General features: G+C 35.4%; 28 protein-coding genes. 9 read left to right on the top strand and 19 right to left on the bottom strand.

Features of this window, described 5'->3' with window-relative positions; translation table 11 throughout:
- Nucleotides 1–4: 4 nt before the first annotated feature.
- The 3 genes from hutU to hutP form a co-directional block, all read right to left on the bottom strand.
- Nucleotides 5–1663, bottom strand: coding sequence for a urocanate hydratase (gene hutU / locus BAU23_RS27005; RefSeq protein WP_000416940.1), 1659 nt, complete (start codon nucleotides 1661–1663; stop codon nucleotides 5–7).
- A 23-nt stretch (nucleotides 1664–1686) separates the two neighbouring features.
- Nucleotides 1687–3204: a histidine ammonia-lyase gene (gene hutH, locus BAU23_RS27010; RefSeq protein ID WP_016130081.1), complete on the bottom strand. Its 1518-nt coding sequence runs from the start codon at nucleotides 3202–3204 to the stop codon at nucleotides 1687–1689.
- 103 nt (nucleotides 3205–3307) lie between these two features.
- Nucleotides 3308–3748: a hut operon transcriptional regulator HutP gene (gene hutP, locus BAU23_RS27015; protein ID WP_000926519.1), complete on the bottom strand. Its 441-nt coding sequence runs from the start codon at nucleotides 3746–3748 to the stop codon at nucleotides 3308–3310.
- 197 nt (nucleotides 3749–3945) lie between these two features.
- Here hutP and BAU23_RS27020 point away from each other — a divergent pair, with 197 nt between their 5' ends.
- Nucleotides 3946–4893 (top strand): class I SAM-dependent methyltransferase, encoded by a 948-nt coding sequence (locus BAU23_RS27020; RefSeq protein WP_001129125.1) that lies wholly within the window; start codon nucleotides 3946–3948, stop codon nucleotides 4891–4893.
- A gap of 13 nt (nucleotides 4894–4906) precedes the next feature.
- Here the strand turns inward: BAU23_RS27020 and BAU23_RS27025 are convergent, their stop codons facing one another.
- Nucleotides 4907–5479 (bottom strand): DJ-1/PfpI family protein, encoded by a 573-nt coding sequence (locus BAU23_RS27025; protein ID WP_000722194.1) that lies wholly within the window; start codon nucleotides 5477–5479, stop codon nucleotides 4907–4909.
- On the bottom strand, nucleotides 5476–6063 hold the full coding sequence (locus BAU23_RS27030; protein WP_170959292.1) for an AAA family ATPase: 588 nt from the start codon (nucleotides 6061–6063) through the stop codon (nucleotides 5476–5478). Before BAU23_RS27030 ends, BAU23_RS27025 begins: the two co-directional genes overlap by 4 nt.
- Before the next feature lie 244 nt (nucleotides 6064–6307).
- Here BAU23_RS27030 and BAU23_RS27040 point away from each other — a divergent pair, with 244 nt between their 5' ends.
- Nucleotides 6308–6604 carry a hypothetical protein gene (locus BAU23_RS27040; RefSeq protein ID WP_000262393.1) on the top strand — a complete coding sequence of 99 codons (297 nt, stop codon included), beginning with the start codon at nucleotides 6308–6310 and terminating at the stop codon, nucleotides 6602–6604.
- A 103-nt stretch (nucleotides 6605–6707) separates the two neighbouring features.
- Nucleotides 6708–7139, top strand: a complete 432-nt coding sequence (locus BAU23_RS27045; protein ID WP_000889388.1) for a DUF2621 domain-containing protein — start codon at nucleotides 6708–6710, stop codon at nucleotides 7137–7139.
- Nucleotides 7140–7273: 134 nt separating this feature from the next.
- Here BAU23_RS27045 and BAU23_RS27050 read toward each other — a convergent pair whose 3' ends face one another.
- From BAU23_RS27050 to BAU23_RS30980, 3 genes are all read right to left on the bottom strand, one after another.
- The gene (locus BAU23_RS27050) at nucleotides 7274–7780 is read right to left on the bottom strand and encodes a CcdC family protein (RefSeq protein WP_001028637.1); all 507 of its coding nucleotides are present in this window, start codon (nucleotides 7778–7780) and stop codon (nucleotides 7274–7276) included.
- Nucleotides 7781–7870: 90 nt separating this feature from the next.
- A complete protein-coding gene (gene ccdA / locus BAU23_RS27055) occupies nucleotides 7871–8578 on the bottom strand; it encodes a cytochrome c-type biogenesis protein CcdA (protein WP_001152675.1) in 708 nt (235 codons plus the stop codon).
- Between the two features lie 16 nt (nucleotides 8579–8594).
- The gene (locus BAU23_RS30980; RefSeq protein WP_309442985.1) at nucleotides 8595–8744 is read right to left on the bottom strand and encodes a peptidase T; all 150 of its coding nucleotides are present in this window, start codon (nucleotides 8742–8744) and stop codon (nucleotides 8595–8597) included.
- Between the two features lie 322 nt (nucleotides 8745–9066).
- Between BAU23_RS30980 and BAU23_RS27065 the strand changes: the two genes are divergently transcribed.
- Nucleotides 9067–9975: an EamA family transporter gene (locus tag BAU23_RS27065; protein ID WP_000947050.1), complete on the top strand. Its 909-nt coding sequence runs from the start codon at nucleotides 9067–9069 to the stop codon at nucleotides 9973–9975.
- 88 nt (nucleotides 9976–10063) lie between these two features.
- On the top strand, nucleotides 10064–11224 hold the full coding sequence (locus tag BAU23_RS27070; protein ID WP_000729785.1) for a M20 peptidase aminoacylase family protein: 1161 nt from the start codon (nucleotides 10064–10066) through the stop codon (nucleotides 11222–11224).
- 22 nt (nucleotides 11225–11246) lie between these two features.
- Here BAU23_RS27070 and BAU23_RS27075 read toward each other — a convergent pair whose 3' ends face one another.
- From BAU23_RS27075 to BAU23_RS27085, 3 genes are all read right to left on the bottom strand, one after another.
- Nucleotides 11247–12194, bottom strand: a complete 948-nt coding sequence (locus BAU23_RS27075) for an ABC transporter permease (protein WP_000482781.1) — start codon at nucleotides 12192–12194, stop codon at nucleotides 11247–11249.
- The gene (locus BAU23_RS27080) at nucleotides 12187–13098 is read right to left on the bottom strand and encodes an ABC transporter ATP-binding protein (protein WP_000180620.1); all 912 of its coding nucleotides are present in this window, start codon (nucleotides 13096–13098) and stop codon (nucleotides 12187–12189) included. The genes BAU23_RS27075 and BAU23_RS27080 overlap by 8 nt, the downstream gene beginning before the upstream one ends.
- A gap of 90 nt (nucleotides 13099–13188) precedes the next feature.
- Nucleotides 13189–13755 (bottom strand): ABC transporter permease, encoded by a 567-nt coding sequence (locus BAU23_RS27085; protein WP_071735578.1) that lies wholly within the window; start codon nucleotides 13753–13755, stop codon nucleotides 13189–13191.
- 174 nt (nucleotides 13756–13929) lie between these two features.
- Here BAU23_RS27085 and BAU23_RS27090 point away from each other — a divergent pair, with 174 nt between their 5' ends.
- Entirely contained in the window at nucleotides 13930–14529 is a 600-nt protein-coding gene (locus tag BAU23_RS27090; protein WP_071735579.1) for a histidine kinase, read from the top strand.
- Between the two features lie 63 nt (nucleotides 14530–14592).
- Here the strand turns inward: BAU23_RS27090 and alsR are convergent, their stop codons facing one another.
- Complete coding sequence (gene alsR, locus BAU23_RS27095) at nucleotides 14593–15498, bottom strand: acetoin biosynthesis transcriptional regulator AlsR (protein WP_000423231.1); 906 nt, start codon at nucleotides 15496–15498, stop codon at nucleotides 14593–14595.
- A 152-nt stretch (nucleotides 15499–15650) separates the two neighbouring features.
- On the opposite strand from alsR, the gene BAU23_RS27100 reads away from it, so the two are divergent.
- Together BAU23_RS27100 and BAU23_RS27105 are read left to right on the top strand one after the other, a co-directional pair.
- Nucleotides 15651–16016 carry a CidA/LrgA family holin-like protein gene (locus BAU23_RS27100; RefSeq protein ID WP_000872360.1) on the top strand — a complete coding sequence of 122 codons (366 nt, stop codon included), beginning with the start codon at nucleotides 15651–15653 and terminating at the stop codon, nucleotides 16014–16016.
- Nucleotides 16013–16690 (top strand): LrgB family protein, encoded by a 678-nt coding sequence (locus BAU23_RS27105; RefSeq protein WP_000578967.1) that lies wholly within the window; start codon nucleotides 16013–16015, stop codon nucleotides 16688–16690. The genes BAU23_RS27100 and BAU23_RS27105 overlap by 4 nt, the downstream gene beginning before the upstream one ends.
- Nucleotides 16691–16705: 15 nt before the next feature.
- Here BAU23_RS27105 and BAU23_RS27110 read toward each other — a convergent pair whose 3' ends face one another.
- A complete protein-coding gene (locus BAU23_RS27110) occupies nucleotides 16706–17119 on the bottom strand; it encodes an NUDIX hydrolase (protein ID WP_071735581.1) in 414 nt (137 codons plus the stop codon).
- Nucleotides 17120–17258: 139 nt separating this feature from the next.
- On the opposite strand from BAU23_RS27110, the gene BAU23_RS27115 reads away from it, so the two are divergent.
- The gene (locus BAU23_RS27115) at nucleotides 17259–17459 is read left to right on the top strand and encodes a DUF3903 domain-containing protein (RefSeq protein WP_000624199.1); all 201 of its coding nucleotides are present in this window, start codon (nucleotides 17259–17261) and stop codon (nucleotides 17457–17459) included.
- Between the two features lie 310 nt (nucleotides 17460–17769).
- Here BAU23_RS27115 and BAU23_RS27120 read toward each other — a convergent pair whose 3' ends face one another.
- From BAU23_RS27120 to BAU23_RS27145, 6 genes are all read right to left on the bottom strand, one after another.
- The gene (locus BAU23_RS27120) at nucleotides 17770–18525 is read right to left on the bottom strand and encodes a sulfite exporter TauE/SafE family protein (RefSeq protein WP_000974642.1); all 756 of its coding nucleotides are present in this window, start codon (nucleotides 18523–18525) and stop codon (nucleotides 17770–17772) included.
- Between the two features lie 109 nt (nucleotides 18526–18634).
- Nucleotides 18635–18781: a BC1881 family protein gene (locus tag BAU23_RS27125; protein WP_000836278.1), complete on the bottom strand. Its 147-nt coding sequence runs from the start codon at nucleotides 18779–18781 to the stop codon at nucleotides 18635–18637.
- Nucleotides 18782–18938: 157 nt separating this feature from the next.
- Nucleotides 18939–20666 carry an S-layer homology domain-containing protein gene (locus BAU23_RS27130; protein ID WP_000715239.1) on the bottom strand — a complete coding sequence of 576 codons (1728 nt, stop codon included), beginning with the start codon at nucleotides 20664–20666 and terminating at the stop codon, nucleotides 18939–18941.
- Nucleotides 20667–20886: 220 nt separating this feature from the next.
- Nucleotides 20887–21456, bottom strand: coding sequence for an MFS transporter (locus tag BAU23_RS27135; protein ID WP_000410754.1), 570 nt, complete (start codon nucleotides 21454–21456; stop codon nucleotides 20887–20889).
- A gap of 172 nt (nucleotides 21457–21628) precedes the next feature.
- Nucleotides 21629–22663 carry an NERD domain-containing protein gene (locus tag BAU23_RS27140; RefSeq protein ID WP_016130091.1) on the bottom strand — a complete coding sequence of 345 codons (1035 nt, stop codon included), beginning with the start codon at nucleotides 22661–22663 and terminating at the stop codon, nucleotides 21629–21631.
- A 219-nt stretch (nucleotides 22664–22882) separates the two neighbouring features.
- On the bottom strand, nucleotides 22883–23929 hold the full coding sequence (locus tag BAU23_RS27145) for a GH25 family lysozyme (protein WP_071735583.1): 1047 nt from the start codon (nucleotides 23927–23929) through the stop codon (nucleotides 22883–22885).
- Nucleotides 23930–23965: the final 36 nt, after the last annotated feature.

The following is a 23965-nucleotide window of genomic DNA, read 5'->3' on the forward strand; positions in this document are numbered from 1 at the left end:
CTCCTTATTTCATCATCGGAATGTTAACGCCTTTTTCTTTCGCAGTTTCCACAGCTAAGTCATATCCTGCATCAACGTGACGAACAACACCCATACCAGGGTCAGACGTTAATACGCGCTCAATACGTTTTGCTGCTGCTTCTGTTCCATCTGCAACAATAACCATTCCAGCGTGAAGTGAATAACCCATACCAACGCCACCACCGTGGTGAACAGATACCCAGCTCGCACCGTTTACACTGTTAATTAATGCATTTAAAATTGGCCAGTCTGCTACTGCATCACTGCCGTCTTTCATCGATTCTGTCTCACGGTTTGGAGATGCTACTGATCCGCAATCTAAATGGTCACGACCGATAACGATCGGTGCTGATAATTCACCATTCGCCACCATTTCATTAATGATGCGACCAAATTTCGCGCGCTCACCGTAACCAAGCCAACAAATACGTGATGGAAGACCTTGGAACTCAACTTGCTGACGAGCCATACGAATCCAGTTACATAAATGCTCATTATCAGCAAACTCACGTAAAATTACTTCATCAGTTTTATAAATATCTTCTGGATCACCAGAAAGCGCTACCCAGCGGAACGGTCCTTTTCCTTCACAGAATAACGGACGGATAAATGCTGGAACGAATCCTGGGAAATCGAATGCATTTTTCAAACCTTCATCAAAAGCAACTTGGCGAATGTTATTTCCGTAATCAAATGTAATCGCGCCTTTTTCTTGCATAGCAAGCATTGCTTCCACATGTTTTTTCATACTTTCTTTTGATAATTGTACGTAACGTTCTGGATCTTCTTCACGAAGTTTCGCTGCTTCTTCTAACGTGTAACCTACTGGAATATAACCGTTTAATGGGTCATGAGCAGATGTTTGATCCGTAACTAAGTCTGGCGTGATATTACGCTTCACTAGTTCTGGTAAAATCTCCGCTGCATTTCCTAACAATCCGATTGAAATCGGTTCTTTCTTCTCTTTATACTCGTTCGCAATAGTTAATGCTTCTTCTAAAGACTCTGTATACAGATCACAATATCTCTTTTCAATACGACGATCGATGCTGCGCTTATCAACATCAATAGCAATTACAACACCGCCGTTCATCGTTACAGCAAGAGGTTGTGCACCGCCCATACCACCTAAACCAGCAGTAAGTGTTACTGTACCTTTTAATGATCCATCGAAATGTTGACGTGCCGCTTCACCAAATGTTTCATATGTTCCTTGTAAAATCCCTTGTGTTCCAATGTAAATCCAGCTACCAGCTGTCATTTGGCCGTACATCATAAGACCTTTTTTCTCTAGTTCACGGAAGTGATCCCAGTTCGCCCACTTTGGTACTAAGTTTGAGTTCGCTAACAGAACGCGAGGTGCATCTTCATGTGATTTGAAAATTGCAACTGGTTTTCCTGATTGAACAAGTAACGTTTCATCGCTCTCTAACGTTTTTAATGAATCAACAATTGCATTGTAGCTTTCCCAGTTACGAGCTGCACGGCCAATTCCACCATATACAACTAATTCTTCTGGTTTTTCAGCAACTTCAGGATCTAAATTGTTCATTAACATACGAAGTGCAGCTTCTTGAACCCATCCTTTCGTTTGTAACTCAGTGCCTCTTGGCGCGCGAATTGTTTGTTGTACTTTTTCCATTTCAATCTCTCCCTTTTCTCGTTTTATAGTGCTGCGTTTACATCTAATCTTTCTTTTATCGAATAATTCGTTTTTAACCAATGCGTAATATTTTCAATATCCGTTGAGAATATGCGGTCATTTGTAATAGAAGGTACTTGTTGACGACCTTGATGGTAGAAGCTCTTCGTCACTGTACTCATATTTTCGATTCCTCGATACTCCGCTGCTTGCATCGCACAAATCATCTCGATCGCAAGAACGCGTCTTGCATTTTGAATAATTTGATGTGCGTGACGTGAAGCGATTGTCCCCATACTCACGTGATCTTCTTGGTTAGCTGACGACGGAATTGAATCTACACTCGCCGGATGTGCTAACGTTTTATTTTCTGAAACGAGTGAAGCCGCTGCATATTGCATAATCATTGCACCAGACTGAAGTCCTGGCTCTGGACTTAAAAATGGTGGTAGGTCATTTAATTGCGGATTTACTAAGCGTTCAATACGGCGCTCTGAAATATTTGCAAGTTCTGCCATTCCAACTTTCAAGAAGTCCATCGCAAATGCAATCGGTTGTCCGTGGAAGTTACCACCTGAAATTACTTTTTCCCCGCCATCAAAAATAAGTGGGTTATCTGTCGCTGCATTCATTTCAATTTCTAATTTTTCTTTCACGTAATTTAAAACTTGCCAAGAAGCACCGTGTACTTGTGGGATACAACGAAGTGAATATGCATCCTGTACACGAAGTTCTCCTTGTTTTGTCACTAACTTACTATCTTGAAGGATGTCACGAATTCTGCTCGCTACTTCCACTTGCTCTTTATAACCGCGTGCTTTATGCACATTTTCATCAAATGCATCAATAATGCCTTGTAATCCCTCAATTGTCATAGAGGCAATTAATTCAGCTTGATAAGCCGTTGCTTCTGCTTCTATATAAGATAGTACTCCTTGCGCTGTCATCGCCTGCGTACCATTAATTAATGCAAGACCTTCTTTTGCTTCAAGTTCAATCGGCTCAAGGCCCTCTTCTGTAAGAGCAACCATCGCATGAACTCTTTTCCCTTTATAGAACACTTCACCTTCACCTAATAAAACAAGAGCAAGATGAGATAGAGGTGCTAAATCGCCACTCGCACCAAGTGAACCTTGTTGCGGAACGACTGGGTGAATTTTACGATTTACAAACTCAAGAAGCATATTTACAACAAGCGGTCTAACACCAGATACTCCTTTAAGCATCGTGTTCGCTCGTAAAATTAACATACCGCGTGATACTTCTTCAGGAAATGGATCGCCTATCCCGCATGCATGTGATTGAATTAAGTTGTGCTGAAGTGCCTTTACATCATCTTTTTGAATAAGCACATCACTAAACTTTCCAAAACCAGTTGTAATACCGTAAACGACTTTTCCGTCCTCTACAATTTTCTCGACAACTTCGCGGCATTCTGCCACCTTTTGCATACTAGTTGGGCAAGCTGTAACACCTTCACCTTCAAGTAACAACCTCTTCATTTCTTCAACTGTCAATGTGTGTCCTGTTAGCGTAATCATTCTTTTTCCTCCTTATAAAGGCAAAAGGGGACCTTATCTTTTTAAGACAGACTTCTGTCCTAAAAAAGTAAGGCCCCCTTCTAACTAATAGACTATGGGCAAATCATATGTGATTAATTCCTAAACCAATCGCCTCATGCTCAGATCCTTTTACAGGTGCACCAATCGTTCCATATAATGCAACAGCAACCCATTCGCCTTCTTTCTTTCCGTCGTATGGTGTACCGCGCACAATCGCAAAGCGAAGTCCTACTGTACGAAGAACGTCTGCTAACTGAATTTGTCCTCTCGTCACTCCGTACAAAGCTTCCATAATTGCATGATAAAGTGCATGTGTTTCTCTGTAAACGTCTGTTTCAATAACTCGGTTGCTCTTAGCCGCTGTTTCCATTGCTGCTACAACTTTTTGCGAATTCATCGAACCAACTTTCCCCGTACAATATTTCCAACCTTTTGGAATAGATAATACAGGGCTTTCATTCTCATCCGCAAGTGCCAACAACATGGCCATACGACCAATTCGATGTGTTCCTTGAAGAAGCATGTGACTCTCTCATTTCTTTTGAATTATTTGAATATTACTTAATTTAAGAATATATGAAAACGTTTAAATCGTCAATAGTTTAAAATATTATTCAAGTAATTTTTTTATTCCTCTCATACTTGTGTACACAATTTATTTACAGATTTTTTTCAGACGTGCTATAGTCTCACTAACAGATGCAAAGGAGCGAGATTTCAGTGGCAAAGCGTAAAGATATTCATTTTCGAATTGAAGAAAAATTACTTGAAAGATTTGAATCGGCACTCCATTACGAAGGTTTAAATAAAACAGACGTATTAACACATGCGGTCCAGCAATTTTGCACGAAGGTGGAATGTGAAAGGATGAATGATGTAAAACGCCAATACAGCGTAAGCAACCATTTACAAACACGTATCGATACACATAAACATTTTGAAGAGAAACGGGTGAATGTAGATGAAGTCGTCATGGAACATTTACAACTTCAAGGAGAAGAAAAAATATTAGAGGTCGGATGCGCTAATGGAAAATTCCTTTCCCTTTTACAAACGAACGGTCATAAAGGACATCTAACCGGATTTGATCAATCGGAAACTATGCTTTCTGAAGCTGCAATAAAGAATAACAGAATTGAATGGAAACTGGGAGATGCTAGTAAACTTCCTTTCGACGCTAATTGCTATGACTGGATTGTCGCAAGACATATGTTATATCACATGAAAGATGTCGAAAAAACAATTCAAGGATTCCATAAGGTAATTCGTCCCGGCGGCTCACTTTTAGCTACAACAAATTCTAAAGTTTCATTACCTCGTATAGATGAAATGTGTAACAGAATGTTAATTGCATTTGATTTACCAAAAACATCGCCGTCAGTAGCTCCATTTTGTTTAGAAAATGGTAAAGAGATACTACAATCTGTTTTTTCAACTGTTGAAGAAACAATTATTCATAATGCACTCGTTTTCCATCATGCCTCTCCAATTATAAACTATATTTCTAGCATGTTTCCGTCGCTAAATATACCTGATAATATATATCTTCACACTGAAATGAAGGAATGGCTAAAAGAAGAAATAGAAAATGAATTATCACTTCACAACGGTATATGGCGCGATCCGAAAACGATAGCGATTTATCAATGTAAAAAAGAAAAAAGCTAGCAAATGCTAGCTTTTACACGTTTTCCGGTAAAAGCTTCTCCATCATCATATTGCCCTTACCACCATAAAAATTTGTATTATGTTCGTTCGCTACTCCAAAATAAGAAGCAACTGCTATTCCGAATGGTACAAAAGCATGTCCTTGTGCCGTAATAATATTTGAGTGTTGTACAACTTCTTTATATACAAAATTTTCTACTGGAAAACAATCTAACTTTTGATAATCTATAGTCACTGTATAAGAAATCTCTTTAAATAAACCTGCTTTTGCTAATGCATACGGTCCAGCACAAATCGCAGCTACTAATTTTTCTTTTTCAGAAAATTGGCGAATGACTGAAAAGAGAATATCTGCGTCTTTCATATGTACTTCGTCTCCCCCTGGAATGATAATCCCCTCATATTCTTCTACACGCACTTCACTTAATTCTATATGCGGTTGTACTTGCAAGCCTGTTTCACTTATAATCAACTCTTTTGTTAAGCCCGCAGTAATGATCTCATATTTCTTTTTCAGCAATGCTGTCGCTACTGTAATTTCAAACTCCGCAAATGTTGGGTATACGAATAATAATATTTTTTTCATAGTCCTTTCTCCTTTAACCAGCCCATAAAATATGCTTCTAACTCATCCACTGTTAATGTATTCGTGTCCACATAAGTTACAGGAAATTGTTTATACCATTCTTTTTCAGTTTCTACTAATTTAAATTGTTCCTCAAATGTACTTCGATTTCTTGCCCTGTCATTATTTTTTCTATCATATAAATTTTCTTTCGAAACATCTAAATAAAAAATTGCATCCGAACGGTATTCTCTTAATTTATACAATTCATCTTTTAATTTTGTTTCTATATCCCACTCTTTCCCTATCACTTTCGGATAAAAGAGTGTATAAAATTCAATATCTTCTGGCCCACGATCAAAAATCACGACTGAACTTTTCACATTTTGAAACTCTTTTATTTTTGCTTCAATAAACATTTTTTGATTCGTAATAAACCCCTCTTTTGTACACATATCCAAATTTAATTTTTTTCGCTTTTCTACAATTGGATAAGGATTTTCATATATAACTGAAAGCCCACATCGCTCTAAGCTTTTAGCCAATGTTGTTTTCCCACTTGCCATCGGTCCTTGAAGTGAAATTACGTATGCCATCCCTCTCATTCCCTTTTCTTATAATACATTGATAATATACAGAATTTTGAAAACTATCAACATAATATATAGCATCTTGTTTCTTATTCTTATGTAACTTATAATAAAAAATAGAGATTATGACGGACGCAAAATAATGTAAGCTTGGAAATCCAAGCTTACATTATTTTTTGCTTTCCCTTTTCTTATAAAAAGAGTATACTAGACTAGAACGTATGTTCTTAATAATTACATACAGTAAGGAGATAGAACAATGGTATACGACACAAAAGCAATTTCTTGGAATGCATCTTTAAAACAACTTCAACGCCGCTATACAAACAAACAAGTTGACCGAAAAGAATTTGAAGATATTGAACTAATGGAATTCTTCCGCGATAACGACTACATTTCTTTACCTACACATATAAGCGGCCTATCAACAGCGCGTTTTACTTCTTACTCTATTTTCACAACTGAAGATAAAGATCGTAAAGTTGGCACACTTATTATTGAATACGTTGAAGACAATAATAATAATTTATGTGTTGAACAACTATACTTCGTTTAAACTATAACGCTTGGTCAAATTGACCAAGCGTTCTTGCTTTCTATGAATCTCACTGTTTATAATATGAATAAAAGAAAACCGCAATCATTAAGGGGGGATATACTTGCTCGAAGGATGGTTCAGTTGGTTTATTGTATTATGGACTGTTATTTTATTAGGACTTATGTCTATCGGTGGATACTTTATGTTCAGAAAATTTTTAAAACGATTACCGAAAGAAGACGGTATGTCCATTTTAGATTGGGAAGAGCACTATATTAATAAAACGAGACATTTATGGGATGATGAACAAAAACAATTATTAGAAGAACTAGTAAGTCCCGTTCCTGAACTATTTCGTGATGTTGCCACGTCAAAGATTGCCGGTAAAATTGGTGAACTTGCAATAAAGGAAAACGCTTCAAAAATTACACAAGATTTAATTATACAAGGATATATCGTTGCCACACCGAAGCGCGACCATAAATTTTTAATTAAGAAACTTCAAGAAAAAAAGATTGATTATTCAAATTACAAATCTTTACTTGCAGAATAATCTTCATTTTTTATTTCCCTATTTTCGACAAGTTACGTTTTATACGTCGTGGTTGGAACAGAAGGTGCTAACAATACCAATAAAAAATACAGCGTCTTTGACGCTGTATTTTTTATTTTATACATGTACAATTTTCACGTTAATTTCATATCTTTTTCATTATAAAAACCATCTTCTTTTTCCATTTCCTTCTGTAATTTCGTAAAGGAACGATACATGGCAATTCTCCATGAAACAATCATCGCGAACGCCAGTAAGAAGAACATGCCACTAAGTTGTCCTAAATCAAGAGATTGGCTTAAGTATGTTTTAAATACAATCCGCACGACAAGTAATCCAATTAATATAAAAACAAAGGCTTTTGAACGCTTCAAATAAATCTCTTGTCCTCTAATTTCAAATTTAGATGTTTTAATAAGAAAAATAGAGAAAAACAAACCGACGCCAATTGCTTCTAACATTTCTGCTGGAGTTAATCGAAATTCAGGAAAAACAAACATCAACGCTCCCGTGCTCATAAAAAATGGTGGAAGTATAATTTTTTTCAATGTTGCAGGTTTCTTAGCTGCTTTTAAACGAATAAACATCGCACCAACAGCCATACAAACAGCAACGATACTTGATAAAACAACTATGTTCATATTTTCTCATCCTTTTTTGTGGCTATATGCAAAATATACTTTCATTATATGCTTTTCCGTTAGTATTTCCAACATTTTCACAGAATAATACTAAAAACCGGTAAAACCACCAAATAAACTTGAGAAATATACGATAATTTTCGTCATCCAATTAAAGTATAGGAAGATACCCATGACAATCATAATGTATCCTCCGACTTTCATGAAGGCCATACTATTTCTTTTAATCCAAGACATTTTCGTAATAAAAAATGAAAGTACGAAAAACGGGATAGCAAATCCAAGTATGTAAGCAATCATATAAATCATTGCTGATTCTGGGTTTGTTGCTGCTAATCCAATTACGGACACTAAAATAGGTCCAGTACATGGCGTCCATCCTGCAGCAAATGCCAATCCAATTAGAACTGAACCAAAATAACCACTCGGACGATTCTTAAAAGTAAATTTACGATCTTGCATTAAAAACTTCGGCTTAAACACACCGACAATTATAAGACCAAACACGATGATAAATATACCACCTAACTGTCTAATTAAGTCTTTATAATCCGTAAAAATGCCTCCGATAAAACTTGTACCAAATCCAATCGCAATAAAAATAATTGAAAAACCAAGTAAGAAAAACGCTGTATGTATCATACTTCTTTTGCGAAGCATTGCATTTTCTTCTTTCAATTCAGAAACCGACATACCTGTTATGTATGATAAAAATGCCGGATAAAGCGGTAAGCAACATGGGGAAATAAATGATAGAAACCCAGCACCAAACGCTAAAAAAATACTAATATCTTGCATGATTCCACTCCTCTCCTTACATATTGTAGCAAAAACACATAAAAATACTATGAACAATTCGTGAACTCACTTTAACAACGTGATAATAAGAAAAACTACCCATACAAACAGTTTCTAATAAAACGTTTTCATTTCCTTCTATTATATAGAACAATCTCAATTGGATGATGAAGCTCTTTCTAATTGTTACTAACATAACAAAGGTTTCACAGTTTCTCAAATACTTAGCACACTACAATTAACTTCACACATATTGACCTAAAAAAATATTTTTTTCAAATGCTGTCTTTATACAATGCAACACTGATTTTACAATACTTTAATTATTATTAATTTCAAGATTATGCATAAATATCATACTTTTATTATTATTCTATAAAATGTCGCACTTTTCTTTCAGTTGACCCTTTATTTTTAATTTTGTATACTTCCCTCTAGTTATATATGTCCGTTACGGAACAATTTCATATAGATGGGAGGAATTTTTCATGCTTCGCTATTCTCTTTTAGTTCTATTAGGAGCGTGTAGTTATGGGATTTTAGCTATTTTTGTTAAACTTGCTTATGCAGAAGGGTTTTCACTCGGAGAGGTAATTGGTAGCCAATATTTGTTCGGCTGGATTATTTTGCTTACTATTACACTTCTATTTTCTAGACACCGTGTTCCATTAAAACAAGCGTTAATTTTATTCATTGCAGGAACATCGGCGAGCTTTACTGGAATTTTTTATTATGCTTCATTAAAAACTGTACCAGCTTCTATTGCAATTATACTTTTATTCCAGTTCGTTTGGGTTGGGATTATCATTGAAGCAGTCGCAACGAAAACATTACCTTCAAGAGAAAAAGTTATTTCGGTTATTTTCTTACTTGTAGGTACATTTTTATCAAGTGGTTTACTAGAAAAATCAGCAGGTGATTTCGATACGACTGGAATCATACTAGGTTTATTATCTGCCGTTACATTCGCAACATACATTTTCGTGAGCGGAAAAGTTGCTGTTGAAGTGCCTTCATTACCGCGCGGTGTTCTTTTAATGGCTGGTGCTTTAACTTTAGTAATGCTCGTATTCCCGCCAACATTTATTATGAACGGTTCCATTTCTCAAGGGCTTTGGAAGTATGGCTTAGGATTAGGAATATTTAGTATCGTTATTCCATCTATCGCCTTTACAATTGGCATTCCAAAAATCGGTTCTGGATTAGCAACTATTCTTGGTGCAGCAGAACTACCAGTTACAACAATTATGTCTGTATTCGTTTTAAAAGAAGCTGTACTATCTTCACAATGGTTCGGTGTATCACTTATTTTAATCGGTATCGCAATCCCGCAAATTGCCTATGCAATGCGTGGACGCTATCGTAAACATCATACACACAAAAAATTGGCAGCATAAAACGAGAGAGGATTTTCATTTGAGAATCCTCTCTTTTCTTATTGTATACTTAATGTAAATACTTTATTTAAGAAAGAAGGCATTATACGTGGCAGCAAATCTAGAGCAATTAACTGAGATGCTAATTTCTATTCGTCGAAATTTACATGAGCATCCAGAATTATCATACGAAGAATTTGAAACGACGAAGACTATAAAAAATTGGTTAGACGAGAAAAACATTACGATTATAAATTCTAGTTTAGAAACAGGCGTTATTGCTGAAATTTCAGGGAATAGTAGCGGGCCAATTATAGCAATCCGTGCTGATATTGATGCCCTTCCTATTCAAGAAGAAACAAATTTACCGTACACTTCAAAAATTCCTGGTAAAATGCATGCTTGTGGGCATGATTTTCATACAGCTGCTATTATAGGTGCCGCTTATTTATTAAAAGAAAAAGAATCTTCTCTTAGCGGAACTGTACGTTTTATATTCCAGCCAGCTGAAGAAAGTAGCAATGGTGCTTGCAAAGTAATTGAAGCCGGGCATTTACATGGTGTGCAAGCTATTTTCGGTATGCATAATAAACCGGATTTACCAGTAGGTACAATCGGTATTAAAGATGGTCCACTGATGGCCGGGGTCGATCGATTTGAAATTGAAATTCACGGAGTTGGTACACATGCAGCTGTACCAGATGCTGGGGTAGACCCTATTGTCGCGTCCTCTCAAATTGTTATGGCACTGCAGACAATTGTAAGTCGAAATATAAGTTCATCTCATAATGCAGTTGTTAGTGTTACAAATATCCATTCAGGAAATACGTGGAACGTTATTCCTGAAAAAGCTACGTTAGAAGGAACTGTACGTACATTCCAAGCTGAAACACGCGAAAAGATTCCAGCATTAATGGAGCGTATTATTAAAGGGGTTTCTGATGCACTAGGTGTAAAAACAGAATTCCGATTTTACCCAGGTCCTCCTACTGTTCATAACGATAAAACACTCACTAATCTTTCTATTCAAATTGCAGAGCAAATGAATCTAAACGTTATCTCTCCTACACCATCAATGGCCGGAGAAGATTTTTCTTTTTATCAACAAGAAATACCTGGTTCATTCGTTTTTATGGGAACGAGTGGTACACATGAATGGCATCATCCAGCTTTTACAGTAGATGAGCAAGCATTACCTATTAGCGCGGAGTATTTCGCCTTATTAGCCGAAAAGGCTATTCATCAATTAGCACATACAAAAAGCCGTTAAGTTAATCCTTAACGGCTTTTGCTTATGCGGTTAAATCTCGTTTTATAAATACTGTATAGGAAATCCCTAGAAATACAATTAAATACAGAAGAAGCATACAAGAAGCGAATGGGAATGTTACCCCATCAATAAAGCTCCCACCCTTTGAAAGCCCATATAAATCTGTATTCGCTGGTAATAAATATTTCGCCCATTCATATCTTGCTGCCGGAATTAGCGCTATCCCCCCTGATAATGCGAGAAATAGAGAAATCCCGATTGCACCTCCGCTCGATCTAGTTAAAACGGAAATCATAAAGGCAAATGCAGCATACACAAGAGTTGGTAGCCACGATAAAACGTAATACTTACTTGCTTCCATAAAAATATTTTGTTTTATAATATTTCCATCTTGGAAAATAAATTCACTCCATGCAGGCTGTTGGAATTTATAAATAACAAGTCCACATAAAGCGGAGAAAATCATATTAAATATAAACAATAACGCTGCAAATATAACGATTGCTAAAAATTTAGCTGTTAATATTTTAAATCGATTTGCCGGACGGATCGTTAAAAACTTATATGTTCCCCAGCTATATTCATTCGCAAAAATTGTACTTGCATACACGAGAATAAACGGAAGCAAAATTGGAAATACGATAAAACCTGTATCTCTCATGAAAGAAAGCGGAGAGCTGCTTGCCGGTGCTGTATCTGTATCTAAATGCTTCATCTTAAGCTGATATTCCTTTACCAGCTCGTCCCCAGACCGTTCTGCTAAAATAGCTTCTTTTTTCATGCCTAGTTTTTTCTCAATTTCTACAGTTCGTTCTGTATAATCGGCTTTCCACCCTTTTGTTTCTGGCTCTAAATACTTTACCGTAACCCATCCTAATCCAATAATTAATACTGCAATAACTGCAAAAGGAATAATCGTTCGCTTTCGCTTAAATATTTTATACAACTCGTTATAAACTAAATTAAACAATATCTTTTCCCCCTGTTAATTCTAAAAATTGCTCTTCTAACGTTTTTCTTTCTTCATATACACGATACACTTGAATATTTTTCTCAAGCAATGTACGAATAACATTCGGGATTTCTTCATCTTTTACATTTATAAGTAGATCATTACCTTTTATTAAAACATCTTGGTCTAACATTTCTGCCGCTCTCTTCGCATCATCTACACGTATACGGATTGTCTCCATCTCTTCGCTTTGATTATGCTGAATATTTTGCGTCGCGACATATTCTCCGTGCTGAATAATGATAACTCTGTCACACATTAATTCAACTTCTGAAAGTAAGTGACTAGATACGAGTACCGCTTTTCCTTGTTCATGTGCAATTTTCTTTATGTACATTCTCATTTCATGTATTCCACTAGGATCTAATCCATTCGTTGGTTCATCTAATATCAATACATCTGGATCATGAATAAGCGCTTGAGCAATTCCTAAACGTTGTCTCATGCCGAGTGAATATGCTTTTACTTTACGATCAATTACTTGTCCCATCCCTAGCAATTGCACTACTTCATCGATACGTTCTTCGGTTACGTTGCCATTCATTCGTCCGAAATATGTTAAATTTTCATAGCCGCTTAAGAAAGGATAAAATTCCGGTGTCTCAATTACTGCTCCAATTTTCGCAGCAGTACTCTCAAATTGCTGTTTTACAGATTGACCGTCAATCCAAACTTCGCCCTCTGTCATACGAATCATGCCGACCATCATTCTCATTAAAGTCGTTTTTCCAGCACCATTTGGTCCTAATAAGCCAACTACTTCACCTTTTTTCACTTCAAAACTAATATTTTCTACTAACGTCTTTGAACCAATTCGCTTTGTTAATCGATCAACCTTTACAATTGATTGTTCATTTGTCATACTATACAACCTTTCCTTCCCATTCTTTGTCAGGTGTTTACACTGTAACATGATTATTTTTATGTGTAAAATAGGAAAAGGCATGATTTCTCATGCCTTTTCCTTGAATGAAAACGAATTTTCATCTTGTAAACTTTGAACAAATCGAAAACATTGCATCATCGATAATAAGACGATAACGATCATAATTATACTAACAACTACTATTGCATATATTGTAATCGGTGCACTATTTATCCCTTGTATTCCTGCTATTTTCATAAAGATAATCGTAAATAATTTCAAAAATAACATCCCATTAACTAATCCAAAAACAAACGCTGCGCCATAAATGAATAATTGCTCCTGACATAATAAACATAGTGCGTTCCTATTCTCTGCTACATAAGATTTAATTTCCTCTTTCCTCACTTGCAGAAGAGCAAACGTTATTTTATATGTAGTGAAAGTACATATAAAAATGAATATAAGAAACAGCGTGTAAAAACACATTTGAAATAAAAGTGTAATCCCTAATTCCTCAACAACTACTTCGTTAAATTGAAGCGATATCATAAAAAATAAAATCATAGTACTCATAGCAACCCACATAAATTGCTTCATCCTTTTGGCAGCAAATGTTCTTATATTTTTTCTCACTAACTGACATAAAGACATATGTTCTTCCCCTACCTTACTTCATACCATACTCATTCTATAGTACTAGTGTATAAAAATATGACATTTTAAACATCGCACTACAATCTGAATTTGTTCTAAGTCTTTAGTCCTAGAAAATAAAATGGTAAAAAAATCATATTAAGAATATAATTGTAAAAAGGAGGGGGTTGCATGCGTATAAAATTACTATCAATCTTGTGTTTATTAGTTCTCACAAGTTGTAGCCCACTTAAAAACAATGAGATCGCGATTGTTGAGCCATACAAATTAACAGAAGAGCAATCTTCTATTTTACAAATGACCCCTTTTCAAGAAGGAAACAGCATGTTTTATAGCGTTACACTTAAAAATGAAAAAGATGAAATACATGCCACAATTGATTATTATCAAAATGGTAAAAAAACAAACGAAATTGTGAATACAGCTACCTCACATTTTCCAAAAAAGAAAGTAAAGCTTTCTTTTTTACCACCTCAATCCCAACTCGATAAAGATATACAAGCGCAAAAACATTGGTATGTTAATATTGAAGGTAGTTCCATGCTCGTTCCTGAAGAAGCACCTCCAAGTATAAATAGCTCTGCATCTACTACTCTTCAATCTGCTATAAAATTAAAATATAATCAAAAAACGACTTTAACAGCTATAATAAAAACGAATAAAGAAACCGTAAGAATCCCAATGCTTGAGGAAAAAAACGCTATTGACCAACTATTAAAAGAAAACGAACATGTTTATCTCTTTAGTATAGAACTAAAAAAAGAACACTAAAGCGGAAATGCAATACTATTGCATTTCCGCTTTAGTGTTTAACGAGGTGTACTTTTTAATAACTTAATTAATCTCATCCTCAACTTCTATTCTTTTCTTCTCTCTTGCAATTTTCAAGAACTCTAACAGTTCTGGATTAGTATTCATTTTTTTGTAAGCCACCGACATTTCTGCTACAAAATTAGAGTCACATAGCTCCTTATACACAACTTCTGTTTTATACAATTTATTTGCTGATACAGGTATCACCGTAATTCCAATACCTGCTGCTACAAGACCCATGACAGTTTGATACTCCGTTGCTTCTTGTACAATGTGCGGACTAAAACCTACATCACGACAAAGTGATAAAATTGTATCATATAACGCTGGCCATACTGGTCTCGTAATAAATACGAACGGTTCATCCCTTAAATCTTCGATATGTATTTCGTCCTTTTCAGCAAGCGGATGTGCCTTTGGTAAGCATAACGTACACGAAAGTTTTTGAATTGGTTCTAACTCAAGTAATTGCGTTGGAATTGGCGGACGTAAAAATCCAATATCAATTCGATTATCATGAAGTGCATGCACCTGATCCGGTGTTGACAATTCATGTAATGCTACAGACACTCTCGGAAATTTCTTTCTATACTCTCTGACGATTGACGGTAAAATATCATATATCGCCGCACCTACAAAACCAATTGAAAGTGATCCAACTTCTCCCCTTTGCGCACTTTGTGCGACTTCTACTGCTTTTTCAATTTGTTCAAACGCTTTTTTTACTTCTTTTAAAAACATTTCTCCTGCTTCTGTTAATTCAACCTTTCTCTTCGTTCTTGAAAATAACATAACTCCCATTTCTTTTTCTAATTGCTGAATTTGTTGACTAAGCGGTGGTTGTGTCATTTGTAAACGAGCAGCTGCTCGTCCAAAGTGTAATTCCTCTGCCACTACAACAAAATATTGCAAATGCCGTAATTCCATTTTGGACACCCTTTTCATTTTCGATTAATACATCTAATATATTAATAACATATAATTTATATATTAGACAAATATTTCGAATGAACGTATAGTAGAAACTGTTAATTCTTTTTTACAATTTTTATGTAAAAAAAGAAAGAGGTGGTTACTGTATGAAATGGTGGAAGTTAAGCGGACAAATATTATTATTATTTTGTTTCGCTTGGACAGGTGAATGGATTGCAAAACAGGCACACCTCCCGGTTCCAGGAAGTATAATCGGTATTTTTCTATTATTAATCTCATTAAAATTTAACATAGTGAAAAAAGAATGGATACAAGACGGTGCAGACTTTTTATTAAAAGAACTTATTTTATTTTTCATCCCTTCTGCAGTCGCTGTCATTCGTTACAAAGATACATTATCACAGTATGGAATCGATCTCATTTTAATTATCGTGATTAGTACACTTTGTGTCACTCTCGTAACAGGACTATTAACGGAATTGCTATTAAAGCGGAAAGGATCAACACAATGATCGGCTTTCTTTGTTTGCTATTAACACTATTCACATATTGGGTATCTAAAAAAATGTATCAACGTTGGAATTGGAGCTTACTTTCTCCCCTGCTTGTATGCCCAATCATTTTAATTGCTTTATTGCTCGGATTAGATACACCATACGAAACCTACGAATCTGGTAGTCATTGGCTAACAGAATTATTAAAGCCTGCAACGGTTGCTTTCGCGTGGCCAATCTATAAGTATTTTGATCTATTAAAAAAACATGGCACTGCTATTTTAATTAATGTCATTGTCGGTTCTTTTCTTTCAGTTATTACTTCAGCACTACTAGCTAATTTTTTTCAAATTGACTCTACAATAGAACAAAGTTTAGCACCGCACATTGTAACAACACCTATTGCAATGGCTATTTCAGAAATGATTGGCGGCATGTCACAATTAACAGCAGTTTTCGTCGTATTAACTGCCTTAACTGGAGCGTTACTCGGTCCTACGCTCATACGCATATGTCGTATTAAAACAGCGCTCGCAAAAGGTATAATGCTAGGTACTAGCGCGAATGGCACCGGAACATCAAAAGCATTTGAAATCGGTCCTGTAGAAGGTACAATTGCAAGTTTATCAATGCTTTTAACAGCTGGAGCTAGTTTAGTTATCGTTCCGCTTTTTTTATCTTGGTTACACTAAAAAAAAAGCAAGTGGTTAAACACTTGCTTTTTTATTTATATATTTATTTACAAGCTCCTGGTCTTCTGGAAAAGATAAAGATAATTCTTTTACTTCATCAATTCCTTTCCAAGCTATTTCATGTATTAGCTCATCAGGGTCTTGTATTTTCATGTTACCGCCTATTAACTTTACAATATAGTAATGCACATGAACTGGCCCCCCATATGTTATCCCTTTCTTTTCACATAGTTTTTCTATAATTTTCACTTCATAACCCGTTTCTTCCCACACTTCACGAGCACAGCAGTCCTCAAGTGTTTCTCCCTCTTCTTGTCCCCCGCTTGGCACAGTCCATCGTTTTTCTTCATCTACTTTTCCTTGTAGTACCATTAAAAATTCATTCTTTTCATTCATACATATAGCTGCCGTACCAATCCATCTTTTCATCCCATCTCCCCCCATACTAAATTTCGATCTTTCTATATATATCCTTGAAAAAAGAGGAATAAAGTAAAACGATGACGAAAGATTACATCAACTTCATGAGCAGTCCCTTCTTAGAAATTCAAACCGGAAGGATGAAATTATGATTTCTAAATATGTTGTGGAATGTGTTTTTTGTGAAGAAAATCGAGAACCTCGGCAGGCTATCGTCACAGTGCCCGCCACTTCTCAGCTACTAGCAATCCAAAAAGTACGGGCTGAATGCACACGGCGCTTCGGAAAAACTTTATTATTGCAAACAGAAATTAAAGAAGAATTACTCATTGAACAAAAAGAAAGCTGACCATAAATTGGCCAGCTTTCTTATCCGATCATATTTTCACATGAAGATTAGGGGCATCCTCTTTAAGGATCGGGATTTACCCATTATGTGCGTTCCATAATGGTCATCGAACAATATATTTCTATACAATAAACTATTGAATAGAATAGGGCAAAACTTGTTCGCATTTTTTAGAAAAGGGATAGGGATATAATTCAAGTAATACTTCGAATACTCGAACTTTACACTCATTATATTAAAGCAAATCCTTTTATATGGGAAATATGAATTACTTACATAATTCATTCGTAAAATATATTAATAGTTTTCTTTACTCTACTAACAACATACATCCAGCTAGTATCGGTGTCATAATCATTGAAAACCTTAAAAGCATCCGAGGTGCATAATTTGTAAACTTAGCTCCTATATATGCCCCTAACATTGTTCCAATTAAAACTTGTACTAATAATACATAATCTAAATACCCTTCCGAACTATATCCAAGCCCACCTCCAATTGCGATTGGTAATATAACAAGCATTGTCGTCCCTATAGATTGCTGAATTGTTAATCCTAATAGAACTATTAATCCAAGTTGGATAAAGGGTGCTGAACCAATCCCAAATGAACCAGCCAACATTCCAGTAACCAGTCCGAGACATATACATTTAATCAAGTTATCTTTCGAAAGTTCGTTATGCCCTTTTAAAGACGACCGTTCCTTTTTTTGAAATATAATTAATCGAATAAACATAAAAATTGCAGATAAAAATAACATTCCCGCTGTAAACCAATGTAGAAGATTCGCTGGTATTAGCGAACCAAACTTTGAACCAATAAAGGAACCAATCGCTCCAAATCCCCCAACAATTCCGCCTATTACAAATACAACATTCCCTTCTCTATAATGACTTACTACCCCAGATAATGTCGTAAATGCCATAGCAGTTAGAGATGTTGCAAGAGCAACGTGAATAGGGATATGGAATACTAAAGTGAGTATCGCGATGATAAATCCAGCTCCTCCTGCTCCGACAAACCCTAATAAAACTCCCATTAATAACATTGTTATAATAATTGCCACATATTCCCCCTCCAATATTCCAATTATCTATCACATGCGCACCTCTATACAAACAAAAAGCATCCTAAATGGATGCTCTTTCTACTTTTTCTATATTAATAATATGTACTTACTCTTGATTAATCAAAATAACAGCGGGACCAGAAACAACTACCCCGGCCACTTCTATCTTTTCAAATTCCATCACTGTAATAGATATAACCCCTTCTCTTTCCATCAATTCCTTACTCAGGACTTCAGTCGGTATTGATTTCACCGTCCTACCTCCTTTTCATTTTATACAAAAACTACCCAATGCCTCTAAATATATGCATCACCTCCACTTTCATTCCTTATTCCAGTCAAAATTCATATCCCCTTTCTATAACATATTGAAAAATAAAAAAGCACTCGCCAAAGCGAATGCCTTTCCATTATTTACTCTCTATTACTTTTAACATTCTATTAATAAATGCTGCGGATTCCCCACGTGTTGCAGAACCTTTTGGCATAAACTCATTATTCTCATTCCCTTTTACGATACCTAACCCATAAACACGTTGAACCGCCTGTTTATCATAAGCTAAATTTTGATCCTTAAATGGTAATGGAACTAAATTACCTTTTATATTTTTGTATTGCAATGCACGATCAATCATAATGACAGCTTCATCACGTTTAATCGTATCATTCGGGGCAAATATATCATTTCCTCGTCCACTTATAATCCCAGCACTAGCTGCACGATTAATACCATCTACTAGCGATGGATGAGCTGTGCTTAAATCTTTGAAATTCGATTTTCCCTCTGGTAATTGCAATGATCTTGAAACTAAATTCGCAAATTCACCACGTGTTACAAGACGTTCTGGCCAGTAAGAACCCTTTCCGTCTCCAACCATAATGCCTCTTTTATCTAATTCACGAATATCTGCTTCATACCAACCACCAGTTATATCATCTTTATGATTCGCATCATAATAAGCTTTCGTTCCCTGTAAAAATGGCTCCCATGCATTATTCTTTATCATAATGGCCGGACAATTCTTTCCACTCCAAAATTGATGTTTTTTCACATTTTCTAAAGGAATATTTAATTCCCCCATTAAATATGCTGCTAGTTTGCGAGCATTTTCCACAGCTTTATTATAATCACCATCTTGGTTGACAGCAATTTCAATTGCAATTGATTCTCTATTACCAGTTCCTTCCGCTCCATCTCCAGCATGCCAACCATTTTCATTTAATGGTAGATGTTGATAAATTTCTTTATCATCTACTGTAAAATGCCAAGATGCTGAACGATCAGTCGTTCCTGTTGCTTGACTGTATAAATATTGTGCATGGTTGCTAGCATTTGCCCCAACACTATAATTATCTGTCTCATGAATTGTAATGTATTTTGGTTTCATCGCATAACCTGGACGAATATTTTCATTACCTGTTGGTACAATCATTTCCTTTAATGGTACACCGTAAATATCCGTTGTTTTCTCTGCTGATGGCGCTGCATACATAACCGCTGCACGTTTCGTACGAGTTGGAGTTGTACTTTGAATAAGAGATGCTTTTGTACCCTCAAATTTTGCTGAAGGTGAATAAATCCATTTCACCTCATTATCTATTTGGACTTGGAACCACTCTCCAACTTGTCCAATTGCAATAATTGTTTGCGGCTGTAACACTTTCTCATCTTTATATGAATTAAATGGTGCAGAATATGTAGCTGTCTCTTCATTAATTACTAACTTTTCGTTTGCCAAGCGATAAACTTCCTTAACCTCTACATTTCCTTCACTACTTTGTATCCACCCAGCTCCAGATTCTGTTTGTACATAGTAAGCGTTTCCTTTTCGTTTTTCGGCTTTCACTACTTGATTAGAAAGCTGAACACCTGTCACTTTTTGTAAATCAGCAGAATCAAATAAAGATGCTGAACTTATTATATGTACAAGAAAATCTCCTTGCGCTTCATTTGTTATTCCTTTGTCCTCTCCACGCCCATCTTCATCTTTCATATGGGTTTCAATACTTTTTAAAGCTTGCTCGTCAGTTGAAATTGTTACAGTCTTTTCTACTGTGTCAGCATAGGAAGAACTTGGAATAGTTGCCAAACTAAATACAATTGATGCAGCTAAAACATTATAAAATCCTTTTTTCATACTAATTATTTAACACGTTTATATCTTAATTCGTGTTAACTTCCCTCCCTAATCTAAAATATTTAAGGCTATCTAGCAAACTTCTAAACTAAATAACCCTTTACAATATAACAAACTCTATCTCATTCGTATAGATAGGAATGACTACTATTTGCCTGTTTTTTCTATATTGGAATATAGAAAAGAAGCTATAAAAGATATAGCTTCTCCTCTCACTATTTCAATCTCGTTGTACCTTATACTCTATAACTCTACCATCTTTATCAAATTGCAAAACAAGACATTCACTATCTATAGGAATGAAACTACGTTCATTCCCAAGATAGTATAGTGTAGTAATTCCCGTTTTCAAACTGCTTGTTTTCGTAGGGGCCCCTAACAATTTTATGATTTCCTCATTTGATTTCCCTATCAATTTATGCCGCTTTAATAAGTCATCTATCATATATACCCGTTTTTCTTCATCATTTAACCACCGATCCTGATTAAAATTTGAAGTGTATTTATTTAAACTTAATTGTAAAGTGCATACTATCAATGGAATGAGAGCAACCATCATTACAGTGAACAGCTGTTTCTTATCTTTATCACGTCTTGCTGATACATGTAAGACAGCCTTTTGAATAATAACTAGTAGAATAAAAGGCATTGCTACTACAAAAATACTCATTACACTCAATGACACATGAACCATATCAATAACAAAAATAAACACAAGATACATTACTATATACAAACAAAAATAAATGTACAATATTCCCCAAAATATAGAGCTTTTACCTTTCTCCACCTAACGCACCTACTTTATCACGCTATTTACGATCAGTATGACTCGCACCTCAAAATTCGGCCGTACAGCAAAGAAATTAAGTGGAAATCAGTTTGCCTGTAAATGCCCAATTGATATAACCAATTGTCGGCGTGGGGTTGATCCCCCATTGACTAAAGTCTCACTTTACTTTTCACTTCGTAACATAATTCATCTGGCCAATTATATCTCTAATCTTTTGTAGTTCTTGTACTGTATATATTACTTTACCTGTTAACATTTCATTTCTGAAAAACGTTACAATTTGCTCTCTATCTTTTAATCTCGGCAATTTTTCATTAGAAAGATCAATAACTTCTTTGCCACTCTCATTTTCAAAATATACAACCGGTTTCACTTTTTCCTTTACAATATCTACTTGTATTTCTTCCAAATAATCATATACAGTTTGAGCTAATTTTTCCGCTTTATATACTGGATTCCCTTCATTTCTTACTTGCAAAGTTAATGAAGTTTGATCCGTAATAAATTCAAATGTCTCTTCTTTTTCAATTTCATGTTGATACTTGCCGATTTCATCAATCATAAATGAATATATACCCGCATTTTCTCTCGTTAAGCCATGGATTAATTTTCCCGTCCATTCTTTCGTCTCAAGTAAATACATGCCAGCTTTACATAAGATGAGGTGATGGATTCGATTATCGTTTATTTCACGTTTGTTTCTATATTTATTACTTCTCATAAAAATGTTCGGCATAATATGAAGTTCTTCTTCTAGTATGATTCCTTGCTCGACAAAACCTCGCTTCATATAATGTAACGTTTCGTGCGTACTCATTTCAGCACCAGTTTTTGTATACTCTCGTAAATCTGCAATTAAATTTTGAAACATATGTATTTCGTTAATATGTTTATCTTGCATTTCACTACGTTCTTTACTATGTTGAACAGCTAGTTGATTTTTCATCATACGCATATTTTCAAGTTCTTTAGCTGTACTCACTTGTAAATCATTATATTTTTTCTGTTCCATATTCTTCAAAGTACTTTGTTGTTCTTTATGCTCTGTAATCGTAGCTGCAATTTCACTTTCATACGTTTCAATCGCTTGTTTCTTTTCAAATTCCACTTGCTGACTTTCTGATTCTAACTGTTTATTTTTATAAAACAGTACAAACACTGCAGCTAATAATATTAAAATCCCACCTATTAGCACATACTCCATATTTTTTCTCCTTTATTTCACGTCCGATTATTTTTATAAATATATCGATTATATTATACTATGCTTTTAATATACAATTTGTAAAAATAATATATTTTTTATAAAAAGGCTTCTCAAATAAGATGCCTTTTTATAGTAAAACTGCTGGTGAAAAACAATTGGTATTGGTCAATTGTCTAATAATCAGTGTGGACAATCCTCATCAATTAAAGTTTCACTTTATTGCACACCATATTGAATATAACTTGAATCATAGTATACCCATTGATTTGTACCTAAGCAAAGCCATCCATCTTGCTTACTCCACACTCGATATGATTCACCATGATGTAACTGTCTTATTACATTCCCGTTTAATGATGGAGCGTCTCGCAGATTCACATTATCGCCAGTAATAGTTGCCACATAATGTTTATACTGAATATAACTTGAATCATTATATACCCACTGATTTGTCCCTAAACAGAGCCATCCATCTTGTTCTCCCCAAACTTCATATGATTCGCCACGATGCAATTGGCGAATTACACTAGACTGTAAAGATGGTCCACTTCGTAAATTCACATTATCTCCATTAATTACAGCAACTCCGTATACCGGAGTCGCATTATTAGGCGTGGGAACATTACCTCCACCACTTGCTCCATTTCCTTGTAAAGCTTCTAATGAAACAGCTGCTGATACATCACAATTTCCTACACCTGAAATTTGACCAGAATCTGTGTACTGCCATGCTGTCCACTCTGTCCATCCACCAGCATCAGCAGGCGGTATACTAGAATATCTGGAAATCCATAGTGGAATGTCACTTAACCCGCTAATTCCAAATTCATTAATATACCAAACTCCTGTATATAACATTACATTTTTCCCAGTAGCTTGTTTCACATAATTTACGAAACTTCTTGCCCAATTCGATATCATCGCACCCGTTAAACTACTATTGCTAGTATCCGTTGGCGATTCTAAATCTAAAACAGGAATTAAGTCCGTCTGATTACTCTGTAATATATTCACAAAATATTTCGCTTCTGAAATGGCATCATTTTGTTCTGGCTGCGCAAAATGATATGCACCAATTAATACATTCGCATTTCTCGCGGCTTGTACATTTTGAACGAAAGTAGGGTCAATATAGTTCACACCTTCCGTCGCTTTTGCATACGCCGCTGGAATACCAGATGACTTCACAGCATTCCAATCGATGTTTCCTTCCCAATGAGACACATCGATAAACGTAATATTTGAACTGGATCTATTTTGCATATAAAAGCTCCTATCAAATTTTTTTATTCCGTATAC

Origin of the sequence: Bacillus nitratireducens (genome assembly GCF_001884135.1) — a bacterium.
In the GTDB taxonomy this organism is placed as follows: Bacteria; Bacillota; Bacilli; order Bacillales; family Bacillaceae_G; genus Bacillus_A; species Bacillus_A nitratireducens.

Coding starts and splice junctions, on each gene's coding strand:
- hutU (WP_000416940.1), bottom strand. CDS start 1,663: ATGGAAAAAGTACAACAAACAATTCGCGCGCCAAGAGGCACTGAGTTA.
- hutH (WP_016130081.1), bottom strand. CDS start 3,204: ATGATTACGCTAACAGGACACACATTGACAGTTGAAGAAATGAAGAGG.
- hutP (WP_000926519.1), bottom strand. CDS start 3,748: ATGCTTCTTCAAGGAACACATCGAATTGGTCGTATGGCCATGTTGTTG.
- BAU23_RS27025 (WP_000722194.1), bottom strand. CDS start 5,479: ATGAAAAAAATATTATTATTCGTATACCCAACATTTGCGGAGTTTGAA.
- BAU23_RS27030 (WP_170959292.1), bottom strand. CDS start 6,063: ATGAGAGGGATGGCATACGTAATTTCACTTCAAGGACCGATGGCAAGT.
- BAU23_RS27040 (WP_000262393.1), top strand. CDS start 6,308: ATGGTATACGACACAAAAGCAATTTCTTGGAATGCATCTTTAAAACAA.
- BAU23_RS27050 (WP_001028637.1), bottom strand. CDS start 7,780: ATGAACATAGTTGTTTTATCAAGTATCGTTGCTGTTTGTATGGCTGTT.
- ccdA (WP_001152675.1), bottom strand. CDS start 8,578: ATGCAAGATATTAGTATTTTTTTAGCGTTTGGTGCTGGGTTTCTATCA.
- BAU23_RS27065 (WP_000947050.1), top strand. CDS start 9,067: ATGCTTCGCTATTCTCTTTTAGTTCTATTAGGAGCGTGTAGTTATGGG.
- BAU23_RS27080 (WP_000180620.1), bottom strand. CDS start 13,098: ATGACAAATGAACAATCAATTGTAAAGGTTGATCGATTAACAAAGCGA.
- BAU23_RS27085 (WP_071735578.1), bottom strand. CDS start 13,755: ATGTCTTTATGTCAGTTAGTGAGAAAAAATATAAGAACATTTGCTGCC.
- BAU23_RS27090 (WP_071735579.1), top strand. CDS start 13,930: ATGCGTATAAAATTACTATCAATCTTGTGTTTATTAGTTCTCACAAGT.
- alsR (WP_000423231.1), bottom strand. CDS start 15,498: ATGGAATTACGGCATTTGCAATATTTTGTTGTAGTGGCAGAGGAATTA.
- BAU23_RS27100 (WP_000872360.1), top strand. CDS start 15,651: ATGAAATGGTGGAAGTTAAGCGGACAAATATTATTATTATTTTGTTTC.
- BAU23_RS27105 (WP_000578967.1), top strand. CDS start 16,013: ATGATCGGCTTTCTTTGTTTGCTATTAACACTATTCACATATTGGGTA.
- BAU23_RS27110 (WP_071735581.1), bottom strand. CDS start 17,119: ATGAAAAGATGGATTGGTACGGCAGCTATATGTATGAATGAAAAGAAT.
- BAU23_RS27115 (WP_000624199.1), top strand. CDS start 17,259: ATGATTTCTAAATATGTTGTGGAATGTGTTTTTTGTGAAGAAAATCGA.
- BAU23_RS27130 (WP_000715239.1), bottom strand. CDS start 20,666: ATGAAAAAAGGATTTTATAATGTTTTAGCTGCATCAATTGTATTTAGT.
- BAU23_RS27140 (WP_016130091.1), bottom strand. CDS start 22,663: ATGGAGTATGTGCTAATAGGTGGGATTTTAATATTATTAGCTGCAGTG.
- BAU23_RS27145 (WP_071735583.1), bottom strand. CDS start 23,929: ATGCAAAATAGATCCAGTTCAAATATTACGTTTATCGATGTGTCTCAT.